The 243-nt window shown below is 33.7% G+C and carries 1 protein-coding gene; it reads right to left on the bottom strand.

All coding sequences use genetic code 11. The annotated features are described in order from the left end of the window. Positions 1 to 214 (bottom strand): hypothetical protein (locus SB749_RS20560; protein WP_410711944.1); only part of this gene is annotated, 214 nt, incomplete at its 3' end. Between the last annotated feature and the right edge of the window lie 29 nt (positions 215 to 243).

Genomic DNA, 243 nt, shown 5'->3' on the forward strand with positions numbered 1-243 from the left:
CTTGTTTAAGTGCATTAAACGACTTGGTTACTTGATAGTTATTACTGACAATTTGCTGTGTGACCGCTAATTGTTTATTTAATACATTTAAAAATACAATAACCACAATAGACAAAGGCAAAAGTGACAACAGCATACTCATTACAAACTGGCCAATCAAATTAGGACGCCAGTTTACCAATGCTTTATATTTTTCAGCCATGATTGCAGGCATACACTAATCCTTTACTACTTTTAAGCGCT

It is taken from the genome of Brevibacterium sp. SIMBA_078 (assembly GCF_046534565.1).
In the GTDB taxonomy this organism is placed as follows: domain Bacteria; phylum Actinomycetota; class Actinomycetes; order Actinomycetales; family Brevibacteriaceae; genus Brevibacterium.